The organism is Rickettsia parkeri (assembly GCF_051427245.1).
In the GTDB taxonomy this organism is placed as follows: Bacteria; Pseudomonadota; Alphaproteobacteria; order Rickettsiales; family Rickettsiaceae; genus Rickettsia; species Rickettsia rickettsii.
Genome location: NZ_CP195774.1, coordinates 860,475 through 885,144, shown reverse-complemented (window position 1 = coordinate 885,144; position 24,670 = coordinate 860,475). Strand labels below are relative to the sequence as shown.

Here is a 24,670-nt window from a genome sequence, read left to right as displayed (position 1 = left end):
TTAGCTAATATAGAAAAACTAAGTCAACTTAAAGATATATTAAGATAAGATCCTTTTTATATAAATAATATAGCTGAATATGAAATTACTAACTTCACTCCTATAAAATGGAATAAGAATTTAAATATTTTTTTTCAAAAACATGAATAAACTAATTCCTGTACCTCGTGAATTTTTTGCAAGAGATACTAATGTAGTAAGCACTGAGTTAATCGGTAAAGCTCTTTATTTCCAAGGTAAAACAGCTATCATTACTGAAACTGAAAGCTATATAGGGCAGAATGATCCTGCTTGCCATGCAGCAAGAGGGCGGACAAAAAGAACGGATATAATGTTTGGTCCTGCAGGCTTTAGCTATGTCTATTTAATTTACGGAATGTATTATTGTTTAAATTTCGTAACCGAAGCTAAAGGCTTCCCTGCTGCAACCTTAATAAGAGGCGTACATGTTATTTCGCCTGAAAATCTATACCTCAACGGTCCGGGTAAATTATGCAAATATTTAGGAATTAATATTTCTCATAATAAATGCGATCTTATAAATAACAACGAATTTTTTGTCGGCGATATCGGCTTAAAGCTACCCTACTCTACTACTGCTCGTATAGGTATTACTAAAGGCACGGATAAATTATGGCGTTATGTTGTTACAGATATCACTAATTTAATCTCTCAATATAATGTACAGCCTTAATAAGGTCATATTGATTTACGGCAAAAGGACCTCGAAAAGGTTTGTCTAATATAAATAATAACAAAAGCATTGATGATGAAGTGATACAAACTAAACCAACCGAAATCTTATGTAAATAAGCTTGGTGCCAAACATACAGACAAAAATTAAATTAATAGCAGTCATTATACATACAACTATCCAATATTGAATATTTAAGGAAAAATAGGACATTTTAATCCTGTTATACCTTACTGTATAAAGCTCTTTTATCTCCTCAATGATTTCCTGCTTAGTCAATAGCTGCATTTGCTCACTTGCTTTATAAGCTTGTAGTCTCTTATTAATATCTTGGAGGAAACTAAGAGCTTCATGACCGATTTGCTTGCCGTCTTTCATTAATTGCCATTCACGCCGCATTACACCTTTGGTATAATTTTTAATATCTAGATAAATTGTAGGCCTCATTTCATGAGGAAGCCAACCTACACTATCTGCAAGCCTCATCAACACTATAGATTCTGCTGCCACCCCTTCTTGTGCTTTATTAAAATTACCGAGTAAATAAATTAATACCAAACCGGTTGATACCGCATACATACTACCGACTACACCCGATAAAAACCCGCCAAGACTTCCAAGCTCTTCTTTTTGAAAATTATTAGGAATAATGTATTTTGTTAAATATAAACATCCCGCACAAAAACTCATCAAAACAATATTTATTATGATGAATAAAACAATATTAGGAACGGTATAGATAAAGTCAATTATATGATTACATAGGTATTATTAACCATGTCCTGCTGAATATTTATGTAATATACTAGAAATAAGATTTGATAAGGTAATCCCTCATAAGCAGCTTTTTGTTTTATTCTCATTAAATCACTACTAGAAATACGAATATTTATTCGAGTATCTTTTTTTAAATAATTAGCTGCTGCCACTTGTGATATATGTTTCTCTTGTTCAAAATTTTTAATTCTTTACCATTCATCATTTTCAAAAGACTCCAGCAATGCGTTTTCTTCAGCATCTAGTATTATATTTGATATATTCTCTTTATTTCTCATTACTTTTTCCTATTTTTAGATATTTCTGAGTAGCTTTGTGACGTGGAATAATAGTATTTAAAAAAACTGTTCCATCAACTTCACTAATAAAAGGCACTAAATAGGCGTATTCATTAAATTTAACTATATACATTTTTTGCTCTGAGTATTTATTAGGATTTGGATGTTCTATTATATCCAATAAACAATTACTTTCTATAACTTATATTATTTCTTCAAAACTTACCTTGCGCTCACTTATTAACTTATAATTTTTTTCAGCAGAAAAGCTATAATTACATTTCTTTGTCATCTTATGATATTAGTACAATGTATGCTTGATGTCAACACTACACTTCCATCTCTTCTAAGACCACTGTAGAATCAGCAAGTTTAGTAATTTTTTCAATTTTTAACCGAGCTTCTTTTAGTTTTTTCTCACAATGATTCTTAAGTAAAATACCTCTTTCAAAGCTATTAACTGCCGTCTCTAGACTCTCTTGTCCGTTATCTATTTTTTTAACAATTTCCTCAAGCTCTTTTAAAGCTTCTTCAAAGCTAATATTTGCTTCTAAAGTTTTAGTATTAGTCATTTATTTTTATTTTTTAATGGTTATCTGTAGTAATTGTGTCTTCAGTTGTTTGGGGCATAAGTAATTTTTTTAGCTCACTACTATCAAAAGTTTTCTTAGGAGCAAAAATACTCCCTTGCATTTTTATATTAAGATGTGCCAAGCTATCTTTATCAGAACTTGTATTTGAGGTATTTAACTTAACAAGCCTTGCCGGCACGTAAAATGATAAAATACTAGATGCATCCATATCAAAATTATATATATTAACTGCAAAAGAGGCCGCACCGCTACTATATTGTGTTGCAAATTTTACTTTCTTTAAAAGGGCAATACCTTTTTGTAGTTCAATATCACCGCTTATACCTCTAATATTTTCTTGTCCTGTGGTTATAGCACTATTTATATCTTTATCTAAATTTTGTACCTTATAATCAGCTGTATCAATTTTTTCTATAAAAGCATCAATTGCAAAATTATTAACATCTATATTGTTTATAGCAAATTGTGATTTTGTAGTAAGGTTATATAGCTGGCTTTGAAGAGTGTTACCGTTAGTTCCTAAACTACCGCTTATACTTATTTTTCCGCCACTTACAGTAAATATTTTAGGCATAAGAGCTGAAACTTTGTTTAAATCTATTGTATTTAAAGCATATACGAAATTTATAGCATAAGGTTCTAATAAAATATTGCCGTTACCTTGAAACTTACCACCTAATAATTCTGCTTCAATATTATTAAATTGTAATAAATTATTATTATTTGCTACATAAAATTTAACATTTTTCAATATTAAATCATTTTGTAATAATGTCGACAATGTACCGGAAACTTGTAAGGTAGCTTTATCTAAACTATAATCATTTATTAATTTATTTCTTAAATTAAGCATTCCTGCCGGTGATAATAAATCAGTAGTAAGATTACCGTCCTTAATTTCTACGGTCAAAGACGGTAATACACTCGATGCATCTAAGTTCCAGCTAGTTGATAAATAGCTGTTAGCAGTTTTAAAATCTAAATTACTAATTTTTATATTAGCTGGTACGATTTTAGCAAGCAAATTCATTTTGTCAAATACATGATCGTTATACTTAACGCTATCTATCAGAATATCTAAATTAGCTAAATATCCTATTGTTCTAATAGGGATGAATTTACTTGGATAATCTAGAGCTTTCATATCTTTAGTTAAATTTTTTGTAAATTCGATAAGCGGCGAAATTATTGGATACGTTCTACTGCTTAAATCAAGCGAAGATATATTAAGCGTAGCGTCTAAACGAGGTGTTTGAGCAATAAATTTACTAGAAAAATTTCCTGATAAATTTAAATTATCTGTTTTGAGTAATAAATTTTTAAAAAATAAATCTATTAAAGTGAGTTTTAAATCCGATGACAAGCTAAAAGGAATAGCTTCTTTAATAGTAACGTCGTTAAATCCTAAAATATTCAGTAACGAATTTATATCGTTGTGCTTTAAATATAGCTGTCCATCGAACATACTTCTAACGGCATTCTGTGTTACATTACCTGTAAGCTTAAATTCTCCACCTGATTTAATATTACCTGAAAATTCATTTATCTTTAAAGTACCATTTAATAAGTTAGAAGAAAAGACTATTTTTTTTAGTTCTTCATTATTACTTAAAATTATTTCGTTAATTGCCACGTCTGCTTTAAGTAATTTATTGGCAAAAATAAATCTACTATTTGAAGAAGAAGTATTAAATGTTACCTCTGCATTTGGAGAAATTAACGAACTTAAATCTATTTTAGGAAAATCCAGTTTTACACTAGTAGTAATATTATCATTTTTAGCAATGTTAACAAATCCATGACCAATAATAAAAGATGATGCTATTACTATGTCTTTTAGTTCTATTTCATCTTCATTATTTGAAATATTAAATTTAACGTTTACTGCCTCATGTTGATTAAATTTATTAAAAAGATGGTTTAAATCCGGTAATATATTATACATTACCGATGCTAAATTTTTAATCTGATATTCACCACTACCGCTAGTAAGCTTAGAATCTTTGTACATTTGCGATAACTTAAAACCATAATCATTATTATCAATATTAAGACTAAAATCTACTATATCGTCACGTTTATTAATTGAACCTGAAATTTTACCTATATAGTTACTTGTAGTTTTAAATATGTAATTAGACGATAAAGCATTTTCTTTTTTTAATATACAATTATTAAAATTTAAAATAGAATAATCTTGTTTATTAATAATACTTAGATTAGTAACATTTAGATTTATATTTTGTAATTTATATTTAAAGAAATTCTTTATTAACTCTTCATGATTATAAATATTTAATACATTAGAATGTGAATAAAATTTAGCATCTAATATATCTATTTTATTAATTTTAGGATTAAATTTTATAAGCGACCACAACGAAAAATGAATTTTAATCTGCTCTAAATCTAACTTTCCTTCTTCTCTTATCGTCTCAATAACTAAATAGGACAAAGGAAATTTATTCATCTTTATTTTTCCGATATTTTCTTTCGCAATTCCTAAATGACTGGTAAAATTATTAGTAACCGAATTATAGTTAACAAACGATAATGCACCAAACATTATAAATAACAATAATGAAAAACAAATTATGACGCAGGCAGCTATTTTTTTTATCATGTCTGTAAAAAAGTTTTTAAATATATTATTATATATAACTATCAAAATTTAAAGACAAATTAATGAATTCTTTAGAAAATTTAATTTTAGTCGGTGTAATAAAATCATGTCATGGAATTAAAGGTCATGTAATGTTAAAATCTTTTACCGACCCTGCTACAAAAATACTTGAAAGAAATTTAGTAAATGAGTCAGGAGCAAATATACATATTAAGCTAATTAGCCAAAATGCCAAAGGAGAATTAATTTGTACATTTAATGATATAGCTACTCGAAATGAAGCTGAAAATTTAAAAGGTTATAAAATATTTTGCTTAAGAGCAAGTTTACCGGAACTAGAAGAAGATGAATTTTATATAGCAGATTTAACTCATTTACCGGTATTAAACCAAGATCATAAAGAAATAGGCAAAATTAAAAATATTCTTAACTTTGGTGCCGGTGACATAATTGAAATAGAATTTTCAGATCAAACAACCGAATTATTACCTTTCAATAAAGAATTTTTTCCTATTATAACTAAAGATTATGTGATTTTAAATTATCAAAGAGAAGCTTGAATAATTACCGTAGTTTTCAATTTCTTTATAGTACCCTACGATTCTTATTCACCTCTGTCTCATCCCGTGGCGTGACCACGGGATCCAGTTAAAAATACTAAATTTATTAGTATTTATTGTTTTTATGGCCCCCGTGGTCAAGCCACGGGGTGACACAGTGGGTTTTACCGGTCCCACGCAACAACGCCTCGTGGGAATGACATAGAATATAATTATTTTAATCCTTAATTGAGTAAATTATATAAAATTGACAATTAATCCTTAAATACTATAATTAATATTATGTATATAAATAGAAGGTTAAGCTCTATGCCTAAAACTTTAAAATACTCACTTATTATATTTATAAGTATAATATTATTATTAATTGTTATTCCTTTCTTTATTCCTTTAAATAATTATAAAGGAATAGTAATAGATAAAGTTAAAGAGGCTACAAATAGAGATTTAACTATTAACGGCGACATAAAATTATCTTTACTACCGAATCCCGCAATATCACTATCAGAAATTAAATTATCATCAATAAACGGTACAAAAGAACCTCATCTAGTTTCCGTTGAAGGTGCTAAAGCGTCATTGCGACTTTTTCCTCTTTTTAGAGGAGCAATTGAAGTAGCTTCTATAAAACTGCAAAAACCGATTATAAATCTAGAAGTTTTAAGTAATGGACAAAAAAATTGGCAATTTTCTACACCTAATAATGCATCCAAAACAAATGAACTTAGCTCTGTAGAATCTACCGATACTAAAACTGAATTAGCACTTCCTATTTTGATTAGTCATTTTAAACTTATAGACGGCAAAGTAATATATATAGAAAAAAACAGTGAGAAAATATTTAACGATATTAACTTAGAGACTAAAATTAAAAGCCTTAAAGGTCCTATAGATTTGACTTTAGCTTTAAAGGCTTTGGAACAACAAATTAATATAGACGGCAATATTGAAGAAATCGGTAAAATAATTCCGTTAAGTGCCAATATTAATCTTGCCGGTGAAAAAATTAAAATCGAAGGAAAATTTGATAGCGAAAATAATTCGTTCATAGGTAACGCAAATATTAAAGGTAATACTAAAACTTTAGGTATGCCTGCTGATTTACAAAATGACTACGAACTCACTACGGCAATTACTGCCGATAGTAAAAATATAGCTATTAAAGATGCTAGACTTAATTATCCAAATATAGAATTACTAGCAAATGCAAATTATGATATAGAGCGTAATAACCTGAAATCAAATATTATTATCAATCCCGGTAACATTATAACCGAGATTAGCTCTAATTTAGATAAGACAAATATTATGCTACAAGCTGATAGTTTAAAACCTATACTTGATGCTCTAAAACTAAAGACCGATAAATTACCGCCTATTATTAACCAAAAACTTATACTTACTTCTAATGTAATTAGTAATTCTCAAGCAATAAAATTACAAAATATTAATTTATCGGCTGCAAATAGTAATCTAACGGGAGATATTGAGCTTAAAAATTTAGCACAAGATATAACTATTTCGCACAATCTAAAAATTAATAATTTTGAGTCGTTTATGTCTCTTATGGGAGTAAGTAATTTAAGTCAGATTGGAGTATTGCAGTTAAACGGAGGAGTGCAAAAAATTAAAGATACTTTCCATATTAATAATAAAATATCCGCTTTTAATACTAATATATCTATTAAAGGAGATATTAATTTAGAAACTCAGAAGCCCAATTTTAATCTTAACTTATATAGTCCGTTAGTTAATTTGGATAAAATTCTTACAAGTAATAGTCCTACTCCTGCTCCAAATAAAACTAATAGTCCTGCTACTCAAAACATACCTACAGCTAAAAATAATTCTCCTTGGTCAAATAATCCTATTAATTTAGGGTTTTTAAATGAAATTGAAGGGCAATTATCCGCAAATATTGATAAATTAACTAACGACTCATTAATCATAAATAATTTAAAAGCAAAATTAAATATCACCGGCGGCACGCTGAATATTACTTCAGTTAATGCAAGCATTTACGGTGGCGAACTAAGTAGCACCGGTTATGTGAGTTCAGCCAAAGATCAAAATGCTGCAATTAAAATCGATTTAAAAAATGCCTATCTCAAAAGTTTCACTCCGCAATCGGATAAAATAAAAATAACTGATGGGCGACTAAGCTTTAAAGCCGATCTTACTTCTCGCGGTAATAGCGTTTATACATATGTTAATAATCTAAATGGACAATTTAACGTAAATAGCGATAACGGGGAAATAAGCGGATTTGATTTAAACCGAATCGCAGATGCGGTAAATAATGCTAAAAATACCGAAGGAGTATTGCGACTTATTAACAGCTCCTTTAGTGGCGGATCCACATCTTTCAAAAATTTAATTGCCAGAGGAAATATAACGCAAGGCAAGCTTAATTTAAATGAATGTAGTTTAGATGCTTCACCTGCCACAACAAATGCAAGCGGTCAAATTAACTTACCACAATATATGATGGATGTTAGTGCAAGCGTTACTATTGCGGATTTACCGCCTATAGCCGTTAAATTATACGGATTCATAAATAATCCGCAGCATAAATTAGACGTTCAAGCCTTTCAAACATATTTAGTTAAAAACGTATTTAATAGCGTTATTAAAGACTTAAAAAGCGGAGAGAAGAAACCTGAAAATATTATTAAAGATGCTTTGAGTCTCAGAAAGAAAAAGGATACAAATACAGAGGAACAAAACAGCCCTCCGCAGGAAAACCAACAAGCAGATCCTGTGAATAAGCTTCTACAAAAAGGATTGAAAAAACTGTTTTAATGTGACCGTCACGGATGTTGTGTGACTTATTATTCCTCTCTATGTCATCATCCAGCAAAACATATAATATAGTGTAGTAACAATGTTGAAGTTATTTTTTCTAGACTTAGTTAGCAAGCAACTAGATGACAGTGCAAAACTCATAAATACCCACGTTTTGATACAGTTATTCCTGTGCCAAACCTAATTGGATACAAATCCTTTGTTTCCTCAGTATCTAATACCAAATTAGGTATGTTTTTAGGGAAATCTTGAATTACTTTAGTAATTTTTGCTGCTTCTTCATCATAATTTGCCTTTTTCAACAAAATAATAAGGTCTTCATATAATGATTTTTTATTTGGATTTAACCCTATAGCTCTTTTGATAGAAGCGAGTGCTTCCTCCGGATTTATTTTATGTAATTTATTAAAAAACTCTTCGTGATAGTATGCTTTACTTGGATCTCGTTCAATAGCTTTCTTTAATGATTTAATCGCATTATCTTGTTGTTTTTCCATTAAAATAGAACTTAAACTATGAAAAATTTCAGCTTCTCTATTGTTATATTTTTCAGTTTTATCATAAGTTTCAATAAAATTTGAAAGTTCTTCAGGATCAGTTTCAACGAATCTTCGTAGATTGTCTTTTTCTTCTTGATATTGGATATTTGTTATGAAGATCGAGATATTTTTTCACTACTTGCTTTAGCAATTTCAGAAGTTTTAAACTTCCAATAAGGCAAAATTTCATTTTTATATGGTTGACAAATGCATACTCCTTGCTCCCCTTTACCTACTCTATAGCTTTCCGGGCATTTACGATACTCAATATCATTTTTCCATTTATAACTTTTATTATCACAATTTAGATAGCTTGGTTTTTCCATAACTTATGATATATTTGTAATTAATAATTTATAACCACAATTTCAATGTAAGTAAATAAATCTGAAGTTTGTAAAGCTAAGTAAGTAGTTTAAATAAACTTTAATTTAAAATCGTATGATTAAGAAAATAGTACAAAATACGAAAACTTTGCACGTACGTCCTAATGGAAGATCAGCTGATTACATAACGCCTAACTTCATGTATGGCTGTACCGGAGGTTGCAGAAATAGTTATTGTTATGTTATGCATCATAACTATGAGACATTATATATCAATGAAAATATAGATCAAATACTTGACGTATTGGATAAACATATAGCAAATTTACCGACTAAAATTTCCAATCAAACAGATTCTAAATATTGGACATATGATATAGGTTGTTCTACCGATGTAAGTTTGCATTGGAAACACACTAATTGGTTAAAGATATTTAATTTCTTTAAAGAAGATCCACGTGCTAAAGCAACTTTTGCTACTAAATATGTCAATCCTAAATTACTTAATTTTAATCCTGAAAACAAAATAAGGATTAGATTTAGTTTGATACCGACAAGAATGCGTGAGATATTAGAGCCAAAAACGAGTCCAATTATCGAGAGAATAAAAGCGGTGAATATTTTTTATTGAAGCAGGTTACGAAGTTCATCTAAACTTTGCTCCTATTATTGCTTATGAAGGCTGGCTTACCGAATATGCAAAGTTATTTGAAGATTTAGCTCAATACATAAACAACCAATATAAACCGTTTATAAAAGCGGAATGCATATTTTTAACGCATAACGATAAGCAGCATGAAAGAAATATTGCCTCAAATAGATTAGAGAGTGAAGCTTTAATTTGGCAACCAAATTATACAGGAAAATAAAGTAAGCAAATATGGAGGCAAGGCGGTATGTTATAAAGCCGGTATTAAGAGTAGTTTTATCCAACGATGGAGTGTGTTGCATGACAGGTTGCGCCCATGGAATAAAATACGATATATATTCTAACTCTTCTTATCAAAATTATGAAACAAAAGCATAAAATTTAAAAATTACAGTTATAAATAAAAAATCACTTGCATGAAAATACACTTATGATATGTTTCTTCACGTTGGGTTTCAATTTTAGCTTCTATAAAAGTAACCCAACACTATTATCTCTCAGCTAATAGTGGATATAGTGTTAGTTGAGTACAAAAGTAAAAATATAAAAAACAAGTAAAATATCGAATAGGCAAAAAATCGTTTAGCTTGTTTGTTATCAGGGGTGTCATAGAATAAAGAACCGGCATAATATAGAAATACTACCCCAAGGATACCAGAAATTATTAAATATATAAAATTATTCATTCCAATAAAAAAAGGCATTAGCGAAACAATAAATAAAAGAATACTGTAAATTAGAATTTGTTTTTTAGTATATAAAGTCCCCTTTACTGCAGGCATCATCGGTACTTTACAGTTTTTATAGTCATCGTTACAGAATAAAGCAAGAGCCCATGAATGCGGCGGCGTCCAAATAAAAATAATCAAAAATAATATAATCGACTCTAGAGATATAGTATTGCTTACCGCTGCATAACCTATCACAGGAGGTAATGCTCCCGATACTCCGCCAATAACGATATTTTGTATAGAACGACGCTTTAACCAAATAGTATAAATACAGATATAATAAAAAATAGTGAATAGCAGTAAAAAGGATGCAAGTAGATTAACACATAAAGCCATAAAAAATACTGCAAAAAATCCCGTTATCAAACCAAAAGATAAAGCTTCATCAGATTCTATAACTCCTCTTACTATCGGTCTTTTTTGGGTACGTTTCATTAAGCTATCGATGTCTCTATCGTACCACATATTAATTGCCCCTGCACTACCTGCCCCAAGCGCTATGCAAACAACTGCAATACCAGCAATAAAAGGATGCACGGAATAAGGAGCAAGCCACATACCTACAAAACCCGTAAAAATCACAAGCGACATTACACGCGGTTTCATAAGTAAAATATAGTCTTTAACAGTACTTTGTGAATGATTGATTTTACCTAAATTGATTGGTCTTACTAAGGAACTCATATGAAATATTTTTTAATTAAATATAAAAAGTTTTAGGTTAAAAATCAATGATTGACTTTGATGCAAGAAATGTATATATTTTTTTGTAATTCAAATAATAAATAATAAGTTAAGGATATTATCAGTGACAAAAATTGTTCGTTCTAAATATAAAGCTAGTAGAAGACTTGGAGTAAGTCTATGGGGTGATAGCAAGGATGCTTTCAATACACGAAATTATCGTCCCGGGCAACATGGGCAGAATACCATGATTAAAACTTCAGATTATGGTTTACATTTAAAAGCTAAGCAAAGATTGAAATGCCACTACGGTCGTGTCACTGAAAAACAATTTAGAAAAATTTTTGCACTTGCTCAAAAAATGAAAGGTAATACCGGTGAAAATTTCATTGGGTTACTTGAAAGTAGACTTGATACGGTAGTTTATAGAATGAATATAGCTCCAACTATTTTTGCTGCAAGACAGTTAGTTTCACACGGACATATTAAATTAAACGGTAAGAAAGCCGATATCGCAAGCATACGACTAAAGGCAGGCGATGTTATAGAAGTTAAAGAATCCGTAAAACAAATACCGCTTATCCAAGAATCCGTTTCAAAACAAGGTCAAACAACACCGGGGTATTTATCATTTGATGTACCTTCATTAACCGGTAAATATTTAAGAGTTCCTGCTCTTTCTGATGTCCCATATCCTTTTGAAGCAGAAGTGCATTTAGTAATCGAGTTATATTCTCGTTAATAATTATAAAAAGGCAGGTTTTATTTAGCTGCCTTTTTACTTTCTTCCCTACACCTACATTTTTTCTTTATACTATAATACAACTTATCACCTAATTCGGCAGCTTTTATTAAAGATAGATTAGTTAAAAATTTAACGTCTGAGCTAAGAAAAAACTATAATTTTTGACGAAGCAAGGAAGTATAAAAATGCTAATTTTTAGTATTTTTTTATTATTTTTATGGAGTGCCACGCTACTTTCAATCGCTCAAAAGGTAATTGCTGCGTGGATCAGTTTTTCAGTTGTTTTTGGATACCGTGGTCAAACCACGGTATAACACCGAGTGCCTTTTTCGATACACACAACAACGCCCACTCACAATAACGATATCTATTTTTAATAAAAATAATAGCTGCTTCTACCTTTTCCAAAAAGTTAGCATATGGAACGCATTTAATAATTAGCGGTATAATTGGTTTTATTGTAAATGGGACAACAGGAAGCAGTCTTTTTGTTTCGGCAACTCTTGCTGATGAAATCTTAATAACCGAAGGGTATTTTCAGAAACATTATCTTACTTCTGCCACCACATTTAAAGGAAATTTAATCTACCCTATTACTACAAATCTCATCACAACTTTTCCTAATTATTCAGTACCAATTTATTTAACTTCTACAGCTGCAATAGTAGGCTTAGCGCATATTATGGGGACTGATTTCTTAAATTATCAGGAAAATTTAAAAGAAATTCAGATAAACTTAACTCCTAATATTAGGGTAATTGATCCTAATATACTTTCTAACAATTTTAAAAATGATTCAAAAAATGAAATTAAAGATGTAACCCAAGGGTTTTAGATTTAATTGAAGCATACATAAATAGTAGTTTTATTAACTATACCGGAAATGATGGCAATACATTAATTGCATTAACCTTACTCATACAGGACCCTAATGCTGATATCGGACCTCTTGTTTCTCAAGGAGCAAAAATCAGTATTTTATGGTGTGGAAAAAATATAATAAGCACACTATTCCAATCATATAAAGTTTCTTTAACACAAAATACTCAAGATTTAATCGAACAAAAAACTTTAGAACTGTTACTAAACGAAGAATATAAAAGTAAAATCTTAGGATTAAAGGATATAGAAGCTATTACTAATAATTTATTTAATGATCTTAATAATACTTTCACTATTGGAATTTTACAATTAGGGAATTTAACCACTCAAAAAATTATACAGCTTATTGCATTGCAAGATATAATGAATTTAGTTCCAGGAGCTATTATATTTAATGCGTTTGAAAATATTAAGGAAAGATTTTTAAATATATTATATCAACTGAATATTTCTTACAGGCAAGAAGCCAGAGGAAATTAACGAAAATACAGCTTCTATAGTAAGAAATATATCCTCTAATACTTCAAATATCTTGTTAACTGATTCTGCTCAATTTGTACAAAATCAATATGCCAAGCAACTTAAAGCTAAAAAAGAAATATCAAAGAAAATGTTGTTTTTAGATAGCACAAAAAATACTATAACTACTATACTAGATATCTCCGATAAATTCATAAAATCACTTTACTATATTTATAAAGTAAAAAATGGAGAGATTACGCCTGAGCAAACTCTACTACTTAATCCTTGGCTTGAAACCTTAAAATCATTCTTAACAAGTTCCTCATTAAAAATAATCTTTAGTGGAGCAGTTAGATAACAAGCGAGAATTACAAAATTAATAGAGGCAATTTCTTCTGAGAATAAAAAAGGAATAACATGGTCTACTAATGATACAAACGATGAACTTGTAATTTCTGATTATAACCTAATTATAGAAGAAAGAACTATTTTGAGTTTTGAAAAATTAGTATTCAAACTAGGAGCACATGATCTTTTTTCAGCTTCCTCAGGAAAAGGCAACACTACTTTTTTAAAGAGTTTAGTCAATTGTATTGCTGATCCATGCCATAGCGTTGGTGAAATTTCCATACCTACCCATTATCAAAATCCAAAAATAATATTCATTGATCAGAATAGTTACATACCGGTTTAATCTACTTTATTTGAAATAATAACCTCCAACCTTGATCAATCAATCATTAAAAGTAATAAGCAATTATTAGAAGAAAAAATTAACACACTACTTATAAAATTAGATCTAGGTACATTAATTAAGCACTTAAGTGATAAAAATTATGATGTAATAAATGCACCAAGTGGCAGCTGTCAAAAGAAAAAAATTGGAATCATTAAAGCTATAATTTCAAACCCTAAAATATTAATTTTAGACGAGGTATTTGCTAATCTTGATAAAATATCTATAGAAAATGCATAACAAGCTTTAAAAGAATTTTTACCGGAAACTTTAATGCTTGTAGTGCATCATGATGGTAAATCTCATGACTATAATAATTTTTATGATCAGTATAAATCTTGAAGATTTGTATGCTGAAATAAAATTATTAGGAGAATAGCTATTCTATTCAACCCTATATACTTGACTACTTTTCATTTATCATGAGTATATACTAAATCTAGATGTTCAATTATGGGAGTTTTTTAAGATTTCTTTATAGATTTCAAGGTTTTTTCTTAGCATCAGATCAAGAGAGAAATTATTAATTACCGTATGTCTTGCCGCTTCTTGGATTTTCTTAGCAAGATCAGTACCTAAAATCGAGAAACAATAATCGATTTTCTGTGCTAACGCTTCGGCATTATTTGGTTCTACGTGGAAACCGGTTATATTATTATTTATTGTCTCTACTGCCCCACCGATATTAGTTGCAATAACAAGCTTCTTCATCGCCTGCCCTTCTATAATAGTACGCCCGAAAGCTTCAGGCTCGATTGAGGCAGAAATGATAATATCGGAAATCCCATATAGGTTTATTATATCCGAATCATTACCAAAAATTTGAATTTTATTTTGAAGTTTTAAATTAGCTATAAGCTCTTTTACTCTATTAGTAAAATTGGGATGTCTAGATATATCACCGACCATTAAACAATAAAAGTCTCTATGTTTTAATTTACTTAATGCTTCTACTAGAACAAGATGTCCTTTCCAACTTGTCATTCTAGAAGGCATTAATATTATCGGCACGTTACTCGGTACATCATATTTATCACAACATTTTTCAAGTTTTTCCGGCGTTAAATTTGCGGGATCGAAATAATCACAATTCACTCCACGCTCAATTACTACTATTTTATCTTCATCAATTTTATAGTTTTCGAGCAAGTGTTGTTTTACAAAATTAGACACGGCAACAACTTTCTTGCCTTTTAGCATTATGCTATTATAATATTTTTTAAAACTATTCGGAATATTATAAACCCCATGAAAGGTAGTCAAAAATTTAGCATTTGTCCATTTTGTTGCTAGATATGAACTCCATGCCGGTGCTCTTGATCTTGTATGAACTATATCAACATTATATTTTTTGATTATTTCTGCTATCAATTTTGCATTATTCAGAATTACAAAAGGATTTTTACTGTTACTATTCATTTCAATATGCAATATATCTTCCTTATCTAACTCTTTAACTAGAGTACCGCCTGCTGAAATTATGATAGGAGTATGACCGAGAATTTTAAGATATTTTGCAACTTCTATAGTACCTCTTTCAACCCCTCCCGAAACTAGAGCAGGCACTACTTGCAAAATAGTATATTTATTGTATCGTTTACTTGACTTTAATGAAGGCATTAAATCTCAATCTATTAAAATAATTATTTAAAATGCACAAACTTTATAATAAAACACAAGACAAATTTATTGTCTATGATAATTATAGAATAATTAATACAAATATTCCATCTGTAATTTTTTTACACGGCTTAATGTCTAGTATGCAATCAACTAAGGCTATCTATTTAATAGATTATTGTAAAAAAAACAATTATAATTTTATTGTTTTTGATAATTTCGGCCATGGAAACGCATCAGGACAATTTAAGGATCAAACAATTAGTGATTGGTTAGAAGGAGTATCACTAATTTTAGATAAATTAATTAATACGGAGGCGATATTAGTAGGTTCGAGCATAGGAGGATGGCTAGCACTTCTTGCGGCTTTAAGATTTCCTGATAAAATAAAGGGACTTGTGTGTGTAGCCCCTGCTCCAGATTGTACTGAAAATATTTGGCAAAATATATCTCTAAATGATCAAAATAAGATGCAAAAAGAGGGAATACTAGAAGTAAGCGGTAAAAATTGTGAGCATAAATATCCTATAAGCTATAAACTGATAGAAGATGCAAAAAAACATTTATTATTGACAAAGAAACAGATTGATATAAATATACCGGTACATCTCATTCATGGGATGTTAGATGAAGACGTGCCTTATAATGTTTCAGTAAAATTATTAGAAAAAATAACGAGCAAACAAATAGTAATGAAGCTAATTAAAGACGGTCACCATAATTTATCTAGAGAAGAAGATTTAAAGGTAATGACAAATTCCTTAGAAGAAGTAATTAGACTCTTAAGTAAGATTAAATAAACAATAACTATGTATAGCAACATACATAAAGTTCATGATTTTAAAGAAGTTATAGAAGCGGTAAAACAAGCCGATAATACTAGCTTGGTGCTTTTTGATGTAGATGAAGTAATTGTAATGGATAGTGATGAATCTAGGTTAACACATGATTATAGAAAAGAATTAATGAAGAACATTGAAAAAAGACTTACTAGAAAAGAATGTGAATTGTTACTTAGTATTGTTCTTAAAGATAGGAAAGCTAGATTTGTTAACCCAGATATCTTAACGATATTTGCTCTACTTACAGAAAAAAATGTACCGGCAATGGGTCTTACTAAACTTCCTACCGGTAAATTCGGCGTAATTGAAGATATGATCGAATGGAGAATTCGTGAACTCACTGAATTAAAGGTAAATTTTCAAGAATTTTCACCTTTAGAAGATGAGATAATAATAGAAGATTTTAATGCCGGTTACGGTAAACCTACATTAAAAGACGGAATAATTTACACTGCGGAATATGATAAAGGAAGCATACTTGAGTATGTATTACGAAAAACAAGTTATTATCCACAATCAATAATATTTATCGATGATATAGAAGAAAATTTATTATCATTACAAGAAATTTGTAAGAAACTAAAAATTAACTATCAAGGATTTGAGTTTACCGGTTCTGCTATCGTTCCTGAACCTGTTCTTGATGCACAATTAGAAAAAATTAGATTTGAAATTCTAGAAAAAGAATATAAATGGTTAACGGATGAGGAACTGAAAAAGCATACTTTGTCATCTAGTAGCTTGTCCACAGTATCCAGCTAAAAATGTCACAACAACATACACTTTTAGTTGCTTTTCCTAGATGCCGTGGACAAACTACTAGATGACACCTATGCACCTTAGAGTATAATATATGATGTTTGCAAAACTTATTGTTCTTTTTACCTTACTTATCTCGTTTTCTACTATGGCAAGTAAAAAGGAAGAAGAAAAAATTACAGCAGTAAAAGCAACTAAAGTACAAATTGCTGAGCTTTACGACATATTTAATATTGTAGGGCAATGCCAGAATGATAATAGTCGTGATTATTATGCCAATGCCACCGGAGTAGTTGAACAAGTCTCAGCACATCAAGGAGAAATAGTAAAAAAAGGGGATATATTGCTAGTTATAGATAAAAACATAGCAGAAACCACTAAATCTAGAGCAGCAGCGTTATTAAATACAAAACAAGAAGATTATAATAGAAAAGAAGCTTTATTCGCTAAAAAATTTGTAAGCAACGAGGAATATAAAAGGTCAAAAAGCGAACTTGAAGATGCAAAATTTAATTATTCCAAAGCTCTAAAAACATATAATGATATGATAATTACTGCACCCTACTCTGGTAAAATAGGCGTAATTAAGTCTATGGTCGGCGATGAAGTAAAAATAGGTGACTATCTTTTTAGCATTACCGGAACAGAAAATTCACAAGGTATTTTTATTGAATTGCCGGAGTCTTTAAGCGGAAAAGTTGGCGTCGATACTGAAGTTTTAATTGCAGGAAAAATTAAAAGTACAATCGGGGCAGTATCGCATTACTTATCAGATAATGGTACTTTAACAGCTAAAATTATTTTACCTATGGGTACAAAAATCCTGCATAATAGCTTTGTAGATGTTACGCTTATAATTAACCCTCATAAAAACCTAACCGTTCCTGAAAGTTGTATTCAACGAAATAATCAAGGTACTTTTATTTATAAAATAGAAGGTTATACGATAAAACAATTATATGTAAAAATCGGTACACGTACAGAAGGTCTAATTGAAATTATCTCTGACGATATTAAAGCAGGTGACTTAGTCGTTACCGAAGGTATGACTAAAATTGGTGATGGCTCAAAAGTTAAGATACTTGAGGAATAGTTATTTATATATGCTTTTTAAGCCATCTCTGTATTCTAGAGATTGTTGCACGTATTCCTTCTTGCCTTATAGAAGTAATAGTTAATAAAATCAAAATTTTTGTCACAAAGCAATAGGTTCGTATTTTTTGAATTACATAATTATTTTTGAAAAAAGAAATATTACTTTTTTTATAGTCTTTATTTTTATTTTCTAGTAATCTTAATTGTGTCACAGCTGCTAATAACAAATTAATAGTAAACGGACTAAATTTACTTAAATAAGAATCATTAAGAACATAAGAAGTAATATTTATTAAACCTACTGAATATTTATTTGGGTCCATAAACGTATTAGTACCACCGCTAATTCGTACTTTAGACAATTCTTTGTCTATACCGCCTATTGAGTTTTTACTAGCAATAGATATCCATAAACAACAATCTTCACCGCTTCTTATATTTTCAGGAAATAAATTTTCTTGAAATAATGTCAAAGTTCCCATAACTGTCGGCATTGCTATTGGACAAGTTTGTATGACTTGAGGAAAAACATTGCCACTAAAAAGCCCGGAATGAACAGATTCGATATATTTTCCTTTTTCATTTATTTTTTGATATGAAGTATGAGAAAATATAAAATTATTTTCTTCCATAAACTTTAATTGGATTTCTATTTTATCCTTATAAAATAAATCGTCCGAATCAAGGAAAGCAATATATTTTCCTATAGCATTTTTAATACCTAAGTTACGTGCAGCAGCAGGTCCTTCATTTTTTTTATGAAAATATTTTATTCTTTTATCTTTTTTGCATATTGCAGTTAATTCTGATATATCATCAGTCGACCCATCATCTATTATAAGTATCTCAAAATTTTTGTGTGTTTGAATAAGTACACTTTCTATAGCTTCAATTGCCCAATTTATTCTATTATATACCGGTATAATAACACTAATTTTAGTATCATTTAGTACTTGTTTAGCCATAGTATTTGCTAAATCACAGGCTTTTTTATACGGAGTATTATTGGATAAAAAAGTAGCTGTACGAGTTAAAAATAAATAAGGAGAACCTTCCATTTTGATCATTTCTTCTTCTGTTAACTCGTGAAGAAACGATGACCATAATACATTACATTCTTCGTTATGATTTGATATTTTTTTACTACCTTGCTCTGAATGAAAACGAGATTTAATTAGGATAGATTCGTCAAAATGAATAGGGGCAACACGGAAAATTTTAAACCATAAATCATAATCTTGCGTTGTCGGTAAAGCCTCATTAAATATACCGACTTCATGAAAATATTTAGCAGGCATCAATAACGAACAACCATGTATTAATCCTCGTAATAAAGGTAATAAAGAAATATTAAGTTTATTTATAGGTAGCACACTATCCGGTTTAATATAACGTAGAGAGTTGCCTTTTTCATCGATTAATTCATAACCACCGTAAATGATAGTATCTTTATTATCTAATTTATTTAATATGTCAACTTGATGCTCGATTTTATTAGGATAATATATATCATCATGGCTAAGCCACGAAAAATATTCCCCTTGCATGTTTTTTATACCGTAATTTAAGGCCGAACCGCAACCTCCGTTTTCTTTATGAAAATAGCGTATTTTATCACCATATGATAATGCTACACGTTCTGTCTCTCCATTATCTTTTGAACCATCATTAACAACAATAATTTCAATATTTTTGTAAGTTTGTGCTAAAGCACTATTTATAGCTTCTTTCATATAATTAGCCCCATTATAGACAGGTATAATAATGGAAACTAAGGTATGATAAATATTTAGAGGTTTATCTTTTCTAGTTGTCATAACTTTTAAAAATAATTTATAAATTGTTTAAATTTTCTATAGAGCTTTAGAAAAATAGATTTTTCTTCTTCACTAATAATTAGTTTATTTTTAAATTTTTATTTCTTCTAAAGCATTATTTAGCTCTGTTACAGTATTATTTAATTTAGTGTTTCTCTTCGCTATGTTTAAATGCATCTCTAGTTTGCAGCAATTGTTTTAATATATCTTGGGATTGCAAACCTAGCTTTTCTAAAAATTCCAGAGTCCAAGCTGAGATTGGATAGTGAAATAATTGTTTTATAGGCTTTAAATCTGAGTTACTATATATACAGATTATAGAATTAGGAGGATTTTTTCAGAATGCGTGTCGTTAGTTACACCATCTACTCCTTCATAGAAAAATTCTTTGTTCGGATATGATTCAAAGTCTTTTTCAGTAATTCAATTAACTAAATGATGTATATTCCCTTCCGATTCATTAAAAGGTACATTTACTATTAATCGTTTTTTATATTTAAGATTAAGTGCTAGATTTAACCCATCTTCAATATGCTCAAGTGCATGTCGTGATACAATATAATCACATTCTTCTGCCTTTTTAATAAAACTAACTAAATCAGATTTAATATATTGTATATTAGATGCTCCACAATTTTGTTCAGCATAAATTATAGATTGTTTACTGATATCTATTGCTGTAATTTCTACTCCTAATATATCGCTAAGCATGAAAGTTCCGTGTCCCGTTCCACAACTTATATCTAAAATTTTTATTTTTTGATTTAGCATTAATGGGCTATTAAGTATATCGGCTTCTATAATTTTTTTAAAAATCTTATAGCTACTTTTATGACGCATTACCTTTAAAACATCATAAGTTGCCCCAAGAATTAATCTTTCTCCATCATTATAAATTTCTTCTAACATAAATTATTTAAACTATTATAATTTTAATAAATATTCGGCGATAAATGCAGCAGGGTTTTCTACAGGATCAAGCATCTTTTTAAATTGATTTCTGCCACTACTATTTTCATAATAAGGTAAATAATGATTTTGCTTAATAAATTCTATATAGTTAATAATATCTTGCGGCTCATAAGCAAAATACATATATTTTTTTAATTCTTTAGATAGAGCATTGCTATTAAATTCATTATTCCAACCATTACTTAAGTAAATTATAGGCTTATCGGCAACTACTACTTCAGCAAGAGATGAAGTACCGTCACTTATTACAATATCTGACACCATTATATCATCCAGTAACGACCTGAATGCATGTGCAGAAATAGTAACATTCTTTAAAGAGTTAAATCTACTTAATATATTATCCATATCACTTTGGCTTAAGTAATTTTTACCGACTGCATAGGTAAATAGTGTAACATGCGGTCTTATAATAAGATGAATATTAGGATGTTGTAATGCATAATTATAGAAAAAATAGTGATAATTTAAGAAAGTAGAACCTCCTTCATATAAATCTCTATTTTTAAATGATAATTCCCATCTAGGAAGCCATAAAATGGTTTCCGAGTTTGGTTTTTCTTTAATATTATAATTTCTTACTTCATAGTATGGTTGATAACCTGAAACAATAACTCTATCCTTAGGAAATTTATAATTACTAATAAAGATATCCTTTGTACTTTCTGAATCAACAAATACCGTCTCTATGCAACTTGATAACTTATCATCATCAATATTTTTTTGATGAAAGATATGCGGACCATAGACTATATACATAATTTTTGTTTTAGTTCCTCTAAAGCTCTTATACAAATTAGCAGCCGTAAAAGGTTCTGATATATAGCCTTGAAAATTTTCGTAAGGATTTTGCGTAAAGATAAAATCCGGCTGATAATTTTTTAGTTCAGAAATTTCACATTTTGTATTAACATTTGAATAAGAAGCATACTTACCGCATGGATATATCACATCTTGTGCATCAAATTTACTAATAAACCCGGTATCTATTCCTCCTTGAATATTGGGATGAGGATGAGGTACTATTACAATTTTGACATCATGACCTATTTTTTTCATCTCATTATACATTGCGTATACGCCTTTGCCGCCGAATGTCTCTGTACTAACAAGGAAAACTATTTTTTTATAAGAATTTTCTTTGGAATAGCAAAAAGAAGATATAAGAGTTATTAGTAAAAAAACACTTAAACATAAAGTGTTAAGTTTTATTAATTTAAAAAATTTCATGTTTTTGATATGATAATAATGAATAGGATTACTTTTTAAACCATACTGTATGGTTAACATAATCCACATAACTTAAAACTATACGTAATATTTTCTTTGATACAAGTCCTGCTTCTGCATAATCCGGCACGATCTCTTGCAAGCGTTTATTATTCTCGTGTTCTTCCGTAATAGCTTTCACCGATTGTAGTACCCGTTCAGCCTTAAAACCCGACATAATAAGCGTTCCGGCGTCCATACCTTCAGGACGTTCATGTGCTTCTCGAATATTTAAAGCAGGTAAATTAAGTATAGATGCCTCTTCAGTGATAGTACCGCTATCGGATAAAATACAAAATGCATTCATCTGAAGTTTGACGTAGTCCGTAAACCCGAAGGCTGGCAAAAATCTTATTTTATCGCCAAGTTCTTTAAACTCCTCTAAATCCTCAAGCCTTTTTTTAGTCCTTGGGTGTGTTGAGAAGATTACAGGAAAATTATACTCTTTAATAAGCGTTTGTAAACTACTTAATAATTCTTTCAGATTATTTTTGACATCAACATTTTCCTCACGATGTGAGCTAATTAAGAAATATTGCTTTGTGGTAAGTGACAATTTATCTAAAATATCAGACTTTAATATTTTAGACATAAAGCGATCAAGGACCTCAGGCATATGCGAACCTGATTTAAAAATAAGCTCAGGCGGTAAACCTTCAAAAATTAAATAACGTCTTGCATGCTCGGTTAACGTAATGTTAACGTCACTAATATGATCAATGATTTTACGGTTTATTTCTTCAGGTACACGCTGATCAAAACAACGATTTCCCGCTTCCATATGAAAAATCGGAATTTTACGGCGTTTAGCGGCAATTGCCGATAAACATGAATTAGTATCACCGTAAAATAGAACGGCGTCGGGCTTTTCTTTCTCAAGTACTGCATCAACTTTTTCGATAATAAGCCCGATAGATTTTGCCGTATTATCTGCTGCTACTTCTAAGAAATAATCGGGTTTTCTAATTCCCATATCATCAAAAAAAACCTGATGTAATTCATATGCATAATTTTGACCGGTGTGAACTAGGATGTGATGAGTATATTTATCAAACTCAGAAATCACGCAGCATAGTTTAATAAGTTCAGGACGAGTACCAACAATCGTCATTACCTTAAGCATTTTTTAGCTCCTCTTGTACGTAATCAAGAGTCAGTAATAACTCTTTTACTTCTTCTAAATTTAAACGTTTTGTATTATGGGAAGTGTAATCCTCTAAAAGTGCTACTTTCTTTTCACCTTCAACAAAATATTTTGCATAATTAAGATCGCGCCCGTCCATAGGAATACGGTAATAATCCCTTAAATCATCAGCTTTTGCCATTTCTTCTGATGATACTAATGATTCGTAATGTTTTTCGCCGTGACGTGTACCGATAAAACGTATTTCATTTTTACTATCGAATATATCTTGTAACGCTTTTGCGAGTACTTCAATTGTGCTTGCCGGAGATTTTTGTACGAAAATATCACCCTGATGACCATGCTCAAACGCATATAAAACTAAATCCACCGAATCTACAAGCGACATTAAAAAACGTGTCATTGACGGTTCTGTAATGGTTAATTCCTTACCTTGTTTTATTTGATTGATAAAAAGAGGAATGACCGAACCTCTAGAAGCCATAACGTTACCGTATCTAGTAACGCACAGCACAGTCTCACCTGGAGAACGCATACGTGCTTTTGCTATTGCTAACTTTTCCATTAATGCTTTAGATAATCCCATTGCATTAATTGGATATACAGCCTTATCGGTACTCAGTACAATAACTTTTGTAACTTTGTTATTAATAGCAGCACTTAAAACATTTTCAGCACCTAAGACGTTAGTATTTATTGCTTCCATAGGATAAAATTCACAAGTCGGAACCTGCTTTAAAGCAGCGGCATGGAATACATAATCTACACCATGCATTGCCTCATCAATACTTTTATAATTGCGTACGTCCCCGATATAGAATTTAAGTTTCGGATTATTTAAAGCAATACGTATATCCTCTTGCTTTTTTTCATCTCTACTGAAAATACGAATTTCCTTAATATCGTTAATAATACCGGATTTAAGAAAACGAGAAAGCACTGCATTACCAAACGAACCGGTGCCTCCTGTAATCATTAAAGTTTTATCTACAAACATTATATATAAATACCTATTTTGTTATTATTCATTCTGTCATTGTGTCAATCGAGAAACACTCTAAGGTAGTC

General features: G+C 29.9%; 24 protein-coding genes and 1 pseudogene. 11 read left to right on the top strand and 14 right to left on the bottom strand.

Annotated elements, in window-relative coordinates:
* Positions 1–142: 142 nt before the first annotated feature.
* Positions 143–694, top strand: coding sequence for a DNA-3-methyladenine glycosylase (locus tag ACSFFC_RS05040; RefSeq protein ID WP_012719608.1), 552 nt, complete (start codon positions 143–145; stop codon positions 692–694).
* Here the strand turns inward: ACSFFC_RS05040 and ACSFFC_RS05035 are convergent.
* From ACSFFC_RS05035 to ACSFFC_RS05015, 5 genes and pseudogenes are all read right to left on the bottom strand, one after another.
* Positions 660–1,384: pseudogene (locus ACSFFC_RS05035) on the bottom strand (bestrophin-like domain). The gene ACSFFC_RS05040 and the pseudogene ACSFFC_RS05035 sit on opposite strands and share 35 nt — an antisense overlap.
* 59 nt (positions 1,385–1,443) lie before the next feature.
* Positions 1,444–1,623: a hypothetical protein gene (locus ACSFFC_RS05030; RefSeq protein ID WP_231282985.1), complete on the bottom strand. Its 180-nt coding sequence runs from the start codon at positions 1,621–1,623 to the stop codon at positions 1,444–1,446.
* A 115-nt stretch (positions 1,624–1,738) separates the two neighbouring features.
* On the bottom strand, positions 1,739–1,930 hold the full coding sequence (locus ACSFFC_RS05025; protein WP_041472200.1) for a hypothetical protein: 192 nt from the start codon (positions 1,928–1,930) through the stop codon (positions 1,739–1,741).
* 148 nt (positions 1,931–2,078) lie between these two features.
* Positions 2,079–2,321 (bottom strand): exodeoxyribonuclease VII small subunit, encoded by a 243-nt coding sequence (locus tag ACSFFC_RS05020; RefSeq protein WP_004996011.1) that lies wholly within the window; start codon positions 2,319–2,321, stop codon positions 2,079–2,081.
* A 13-nt stretch (positions 2,322–2,334) separates the two neighbouring features.
* A complete protein-coding gene (locus tag ACSFFC_RS05015; protein WP_041472277.1) occupies positions 2,335–4,965 on the bottom strand; it encodes an AsmA-like C-terminal region-containing protein in 2,631 nt (876 codons plus the stop codon).
* 62 nt (positions 4,966–5,027) lie between these two features.
* Here ACSFFC_RS05015 and rimM point away from each other — a divergent pair, with 62 nt between their 5' ends.
* Positions 5,028–5,525, top strand: coding sequence for a ribosome maturation factor RimM (gene rimM, locus ACSFFC_RS05010; RefSeq protein WP_012719604.1), 498 nt, complete (start codon positions 5,028–5,030; stop codon positions 5,523–5,525).
* A 309-nt stretch (positions 5,526–5,834) separates the two neighbouring features.
* Positions 5,835–8,327: an AsmA family protein gene (locus ACSFFC_RS05005; RefSeq protein ID WP_014410591.1), complete on the top strand. Its 2,493-nt coding sequence runs from the start codon at positions 5,835–5,837 to the stop codon at positions 8,325–8,327.
* 140 nt (positions 8,328–8,467) lie between these two features.
* Here the strand turns inward: ACSFFC_RS05005 and ACSFFC_RS05000 are convergent, their stop codons facing one another.
* Both ACSFFC_RS05000 and ACSFFC_RS04995 read right to left on the bottom strand, forming a co-directional pair.
* Positions 8,468–8,827, bottom strand: coding sequence for a hypothetical protein (locus ACSFFC_RS05000; RefSeq protein WP_014410590.1), 360 nt, complete (start codon positions 8,825–8,827; stop codon positions 8,468–8,470).
* Positions 8,828–8,979: 152 nt separating this feature from the next.
* The gene (locus tag ACSFFC_RS04995; RefSeq protein WP_014410589.1) at positions 8,980–9,195 is read right to left on the bottom strand and encodes a DUF4385 family protein; all 216 of its coding nucleotides are present in this window, start codon (positions 9,193–9,195) and stop codon (positions 8,980–8,982) included.
* Positions 9,196–9,310: 115 nt separating this feature from the next.
* Between ACSFFC_RS04995 and ACSFFC_RS04990 the strand changes: the two genes are divergently transcribed.
* A complete protein-coding gene (locus ACSFFC_RS04990; protein WP_410526326.1) occupies positions 9,311–9,826 on the top strand; it encodes a spore photoproduct lyase family protein in 516 nt (171 codons plus the stop codon).
* A 515-nt stretch (positions 9,827–10,341) separates the two neighbouring features.
* Here the strand turns inward: ACSFFC_RS04990 and cyoE are convergent.
* A complete protein-coding gene (gene cyoE, locus ACSFFC_RS04985; protein ID WP_010977112.1) occupies positions 10,342–11,259 on the bottom strand; it encodes a heme o synthase in 918 nt (305 codons plus the stop codon).
* Between the two features lie 124 nt (positions 11,260–11,383).
* On the opposite strand from cyoE, the gene rpsD reads away from it, so the two are divergent.
* From rpsD to ACSFFC_RS04965, 4 genes are all read left to right on the top strand, one after another.
* The gene (rpsD, locus tag ACSFFC_RS04980) at positions 11,384–12,001 is read left to right on the top strand and encodes a 30S ribosomal protein S4 (protein ID WP_014410587.1); all 618 of its coding nucleotides are present in this window, start codon (positions 11,384–11,386) and stop codon (positions 11,999–12,001) included.
* A gap of 685 nt (positions 12,002–12,686) precedes the next feature.
* Positions 12,687–12,839, top strand: a complete 153-nt coding sequence (locus ACSFFC_RS04975; RefSeq protein ID WP_014410586.1) for a hypothetical protein — start codon at positions 12,687–12,689, stop codon at positions 12,837–12,839.
* Positions 12,840–13,418: 579 nt separating this feature from the next.
* Entirely contained in the window at positions 13,419–13,706 is a 288-nt protein-coding gene (locus ACSFFC_RS04970; protein WP_014410585.1) for a hypothetical protein, read from the top strand.
* Between the two features lie 132 nt (positions 13,707–13,838).
* Positions 13,839–14,042 carry a hypothetical protein gene (locus tag ACSFFC_RS04965; protein ID WP_081497768.1) on the top strand — a complete coding sequence of 68 codons (204 nt, stop codon included), beginning with the start codon at positions 13,839–13,841 and terminating at the stop codon, positions 14,040–14,042.
* 489 nt (positions 14,043–14,531) lie between these two features.
* Here ACSFFC_RS04965 and ACSFFC_RS04960 read toward each other — a convergent pair whose 3' ends face one another.
* Positions 14,532–15,704: a glycosyltransferase family 4 protein gene (locus ACSFFC_RS04960; RefSeq protein WP_004996031.1), complete on the bottom strand. Its 1,173-nt coding sequence runs from the start codon at positions 15,702–15,704 to the stop codon at positions 14,532–14,534.
* A 32-nt stretch (positions 15,705–15,736) separates the two neighbouring features.
* Here ACSFFC_RS04960 and ACSFFC_RS04955 point away from each other — a divergent pair, with 32 nt between their 5' ends.
* The 3 genes from ACSFFC_RS04955 (at position 15,737) to ACSFFC_RS04945 (ending at position 18,398) form a co-directional block, all read left to right on the top strand.
* Positions 15,737–16,504: an alpha/beta hydrolase gene (locus ACSFFC_RS04955; protein ID WP_012719599.1), complete on the top strand. Its 768-nt coding sequence runs from the start codon at positions 15,737–15,739 to the stop codon at positions 16,502–16,504.
* Positions 16,505–16,513: 9 nt separating this feature from the next.
* A complete protein-coding gene (locus tag ACSFFC_RS04950) occupies positions 16,514–17,308 on the top strand; it encodes a DUF2608 domain-containing protein (RefSeq protein ID WP_014410584.1) in 795 nt (264 codons plus the stop codon).
* 91 nt (positions 17,309–17,399) lie between these two features.
* Positions 17,400–18,398, top strand: coding sequence for an efflux RND transporter periplasmic adaptor subunit (locus ACSFFC_RS04945; RefSeq protein WP_014410583.1), 999 nt, complete (start codon positions 17,400–17,402; stop codon positions 18,396–18,398).
* Between the two features lie 4 nt (positions 18,399–18,402).
* On the opposite strand, the gene ACSFFC_RS04940 is transcribed toward ACSFFC_RS04945, so the two are convergent.
* The 5 genes from ACSFFC_RS04940 to capD all read right to left on the bottom strand — a co-directional run bounded on the left by ACSFFC_RS04940 (position 18,403) and on the right by capD (position 24,599).
* Entirely contained in the window at positions 18,403–20,217 is a 1,815-nt protein-coding gene (locus ACSFFC_RS04940; protein WP_014410582.1) for a glycosyltransferase family 2 protein, read from the bottom strand.
* A 423-nt stretch (positions 20,218–20,640) separates the two neighbouring features.
* Entirely contained in the window at positions 20,641–21,126 is a 486-nt protein-coding gene (locus ACSFFC_RS04935; protein WP_014410581.1) for a class I SAM-dependent methyltransferase, read from the bottom strand.
* A gap of 15 nt (positions 21,127–21,141) precedes the next feature.
* Positions 21,142–22,488: a glycosyltransferase family protein gene (locus tag ACSFFC_RS04930; RefSeq protein ID WP_014410580.1), complete on the bottom strand. Its 1,347-nt coding sequence runs from the start codon at positions 22,486–22,488 to the stop codon at positions 21,142–21,144.
* Complete coding sequence (gene wecB, locus ACSFFC_RS04925) at positions 22,448–23,581, bottom strand: non-hydrolyzing UDP-N-acetylglucosamine 2-epimerase (protein WP_010977102.1); 1,134 nt, start codon at positions 23,579–23,581, stop codon at positions 22,448–22,450. Before wecB ends, ACSFFC_RS04930 begins: the two co-directional genes overlap by 41 nt.
* Complete coding sequence (gene capD / locus ACSFFC_RS04920; RefSeq protein WP_014410579.1) at positions 23,574–24,599, bottom strand: UDP-glucose 4-epimerase; 1,026 nt, start codon at positions 24,597–24,599, stop codon at positions 23,574–23,576. The genes wecB and capD overlap by 8 nt, the downstream gene beginning before the upstream one ends.
* Positions 24,600–24,670 lie beyond the last annotated feature (71 nt).